The organism is Methanosphaera sp. A6 (genome assembly GCF_001729395.1).
GTDB lineage: Archaea > Methanobacteriota > Methanobacteria > Methanobacteriales > Methanobacteriaceae > Methanosphaera > Methanosphaera stadtmanae.
Map to the genome: position 1 here is coordinate 1 of NZ_MAIF01000007.1, position 4,373 is coordinate 4,373.

Consider the following 4,373-nt stretch of genomic DNA (forward strand, 5'->3'; position numbering starts at 1 on the left):
GATAATTAAAAAAATCATCATTTATTAAAATGTCACCCATATCATCTTCATTTTTATTATCAAAAATAAATGAATTAGTAGAACATATATTTCGGATTTCCTCATTATTTACAAGATCCCAATTATCTTTTATAATTTCATAATTCTGATCAATAATATTAATATAAGGCATAGCATAAATAATCCTATCGGCAGTTGTGTGCTCTAAAATATCTAATGCTAACTTCATAGAAGTATTAGTTTTACCACCACCTGTAGGCATATTTAAATAAAAAGTATGTTGTGATGGATTATTTTCAATACATTTAATAAGATTTGTGGATGCTTCAATTAACATATTATGTCTTAAACGATTGATTTTATTATCTATTTTATTATAGATACCTTCATTTATATTTTCATTAATCTCACAAGAGTAATATTTATCTAACATACGTTTTCTTAATTTTGAATCAATTCTATTATTAATAGAACTAGTATCTATTTCATTCTTATCATATTGGGACGTAGCAAGTGCATCTGCAGATATCAACAATGAATAAATATATTGATAAAAACAGGAAAACATACTATTATTAGTTTTATTTTCATTTAAAAGTTTATTTAGTTGATTAATATGATTGTCTATATTACTTATATTTTCTTTAATTTCATTATTTTTTAAATAGTGTTCTTGATTAAAAATGAAGTTATTTAGACAAACCATAGTTGGTACTTTTTTCTCCAAGTTTTCTAAATTTATCTCTTTTATTTTTGTATGATGACCTAAAATACAATAAGATAATAATAAGAGTATGGGATTATTTTCTATATTATAATGATGTAAAACATAATTCATAAAAAGATAATAACCATAAAATGAATGTTTTGAATCCATATTTAATAAATTATTTGTTAAATCACCATAAATTGATTTTAACTGAGAATATCGTCTAGTTCTATCTTCTGTATCTTTTTTAGTTAATTTTTTTATTTGAAATGAAAATGATACTTTACCAATATCATGATAATATACAAATACTTTAAGGATATCTAGAAATTCATCTTTATTCATATCTAAATAATTCTTTTTATTAAAAAAAGAATAAAAGGATGTTAAAACAGATTCATCTAATAATTCTTTGAAAATAATCCATGTTTTATATGAATGTTCATGAAGTAATTCATTAGGATGAGCATATATTTCAAATTCATTATTATTTAATATGATACATGATTTGTTAAAATCATATCTAGTTGAATAAATCATATCATTTGAATCCATCTTTCTTCTCCTACCTTATTGTCTAAATATATTTTAGTTAATGTAATAGTTTCATTGTTTTTTAATTCAATATTACAAAAGTATGATGATAAATCTTCAGTATCCTGATAATATGATATAAATTCATATGAAAAATTTGTGAAATTTGATCTTTTTATAGGATATTCTCTTAATAAATATTCCATGTTATTATTTAGAGTAACAGTATTATCACTAAAATTAAAGAAATCAAATTCCTCATCATCATCTTCATTTGTTGTTTCAATTTTCAAATTATCTATTTTTGATCGTTTTAATATACCAATAACTTTTAAATTACGTAACTCGTTAGAATCATCACATGTATACTCTTTAGATTCAATAGGATATTCTGAAATAAATTCATAAGAAATTGGAAATTCATTTCTACCCATATAAAGATTATATACAGTTTCATGTTTTTTTAATTTATTAATAAAGTCTTTTTCATATTCTACTAGTGTATCTGGAAATGATATGAATATTTTATATTTAGGCTTTATTAGTAGATCTTGATGAATATTAGCAATGTCTCCGTCACTTGTATTATTAAAAATAATACGTGAAGATCTAACTTTAGACATCATCTGTACTGATACTTTTATATCATAGAATTTTTCAATAGCATAGACTCGAACATCATCTTTTTCTATATAATCATCAAATTCAATACCTAAAATAGAACATACCATACCTATAATAGAAGTTTTGGGAGGAATATTATATGATAATAATCCTCCTTTATTTGAAAAAGGTTTATTAAAACAACCAAAAGAACTTTCAATATTAAATTCTATTAGTTTATTATACATTTAAATTACCTATAATAATTCTTTAGGTTCATGATAATTAATTTGTATGTTTTCATAATTCAATTGTATATCTACTTCATTTTTATCTCTATAAATATCAATAGAATCAATATATTCTTCGTATGTTTCAAGTTTTTTAATTAAATTAGTTGTATCAAATACAATTTTTCCATGATTTAAACGTTCATTTTTATTTTTAATACTAAGAGTTTCCTTTAATTCACCAATATTAAAAGATTTAATTGTATCTTTTTCATTCTTAAATTTAATTAAAATTAATACTTTAGCATCTGTTTTTTTACTGGTTGTTTTACGTGAATTAGTACCATACCATAAAGCTTCTTTAAATAATTTTAAATTATTTTCTGAAAGTAATTCTGGATAATTATTTGGATTTATTATTATATCATAAGTAATTATTGCATCATCTACTATTGATTCTGTACCTATTGTTTTCTGTTTATCTTTTTCTTTATTAGCAAAAGGTGCTCCAATCTGTAATTTTTTTATTTGTGCATCATTAATATCTAATCCATAACTAATTTGTATTGGGCCATATATTTGTTTAGGATCTTTTTTTAATGAAAATGTGCCTCCGAACATTTTTACATCAACAGCATTTTCCAATACATCTTCAAATTTTTTATTAAAGTATTTACTAAATACTTGGTCTCTTGTTAAGAATTTAGATTCATAGGGTTTAGCATTTTCTTGAAGTCTAGGATAAAAAAATACCATATTTTCATTTTCTTTAATATTTTCATAATTACTATGAATATAATTTCTAATATTATATTTAATACATTTATCTGTTGTAAAAACGTTTCCATCAATATTTCGTGGAGAATTATCAATAAAATCTCCATTAGGGTTACCTAGTATTGTTTCTGTTACAAATATTCCTTGATAATAATTTTTTATTTTATCACTCATTTTATTATTCTCCTTTTTTATTTGATTTTAATAAATTTTTAGTATAATAGCCTGTTGTTAAAGCTAAAATATAATCTTCAAATATAAGATCGTTTTCATTAAATAAAGTTTCTATATTTGTTTCTATTATATTAAAGACTAATTTACCTTTTTTATTCATACGTTCAATATAGTGAATATTTTTTTGAAGTATCTCTGTTGAAAATATTTTTTTAATATTATTTCGATTACTATTTGTAATGAAAATTTTAAATGTTTCAGCATTTTTTCCATTGTTGTGTTTTGTATTGTCAATTAATCTAATAAATAGACCAATAAAATAATATTTAGTATATTCTTTTTTGTTAACTAATGATATTATTTTATTTATAGTTTCTTCACTTTCATTAGAATCATCTTCTTCTAATGCATATTTGTCTAATAATTCTTTTAATTCTTTTATATCTTCATTTTTTATCATATTATTATCCTTCCATAATTCTATCATAATCATATAATATTCATTCAAGTGTTGTTTTATTGACGGTGAATGGTTTGTTTTTGAATCACTTCCCTTAATTAATTCATAGATACAATTTTCTACAATTTCTTTAATAATATTCTTATTTAAAGCATTTGTATTTAATTCATATAAGTATGAAAAAATATTAAACTTATATTTTGAAAATAACATGGCTGTTTTTGAATTAAGATTTTTAACTATATCTTTCATATCTTCAGTATGGACTTTGTAAAAATAATCAAGGTTCTGTAAATTTTTTATTGAACCATCATTGATTGATATGAAAAAATTTTTAAAAATCCTTTCTAAATCAAGAATATTATTAAATTGATAATAATCTATTTGTTTTTTAGAAATACCTATTTCTTCATCAAATAAATAATTTAAATAATATTTATTTTCATTTGAATATTCAACTAAACTAATTTTATCAAATTTAACTTTATATGCTTTGTAATTCTCAATATAATGACGTATAGGATAGCTATCTCCTTGTTCTCTAGTATAAATTAAAAGATCATAATTATATTTATCATCATTAATATCTAAAATATTATTAATCTTTTTAATTGAAGAAAGATCATTATCTGTAATAATTTCATTAAATTCTTTGTATCTATGTTCATCATCTGAAGATTTCTTTAATTTGGGAATAATCATAATATTACGTGTAAAAGAATTTTTTAACTTATCTTCAGCCAAAGAAATATATGAATTACATTTTTGACATAATCTTAATTTAGAATTCTTAACATTTTCTTCAAAGTTAAAGAAATACATTTTATCCTGAACATACATTCCTGATAGTGGAAGTGTTATAGTTTTCTCACCACAAACACTACAA

The 4,373-nt window shown here is 21.3% G+C and carries 4 protein-coding genes; all 4 read right to left on the bottom strand.

Translation table 11 applies throughout. From position 1 onward, the window contains the following. The coding region (locus A9758_RS00195) for a CRISPR-associated endonuclease Cas3'' (protein WP_069776303.1) at positions 1–1,264 on the bottom strand (1,264 nt) is incomplete at its 3' end. Next, positions 1,246–2,094, bottom strand: a complete 849-nt coding sequence (gene cas5 / locus A9758_RS00200; RefSeq protein ID WP_011406529.1) for a CRISPR-associated protein Cas5 — start codon at positions 2,092–2,094, stop codon at positions 1,246–1,248. The genes A9758_RS00195 and cas5, both read right to left, overlap by 19 nt. A 9-nt stretch (positions 2,095–2,103) precedes the next feature. Beyond that, positions 2,104–3,027 (bottom strand): type I CRISPR-associated protein Cas7, encoded by a 924-nt coding sequence (locus A9758_RS00205; RefSeq protein WP_011406528.1) that lies wholly within the window; start codon positions 3,025–3,027, stop codon positions 2,104–2,106. A 4-nt stretch (positions 3,028–3,031) separates the two neighbouring features. After that, on the bottom strand, positions 3,032–4,373 hold a 1,342-nt coding region (locus A9758_RS07500), incomplete at its 5' end, for a hypothetical protein (RefSeq protein WP_158005503.1).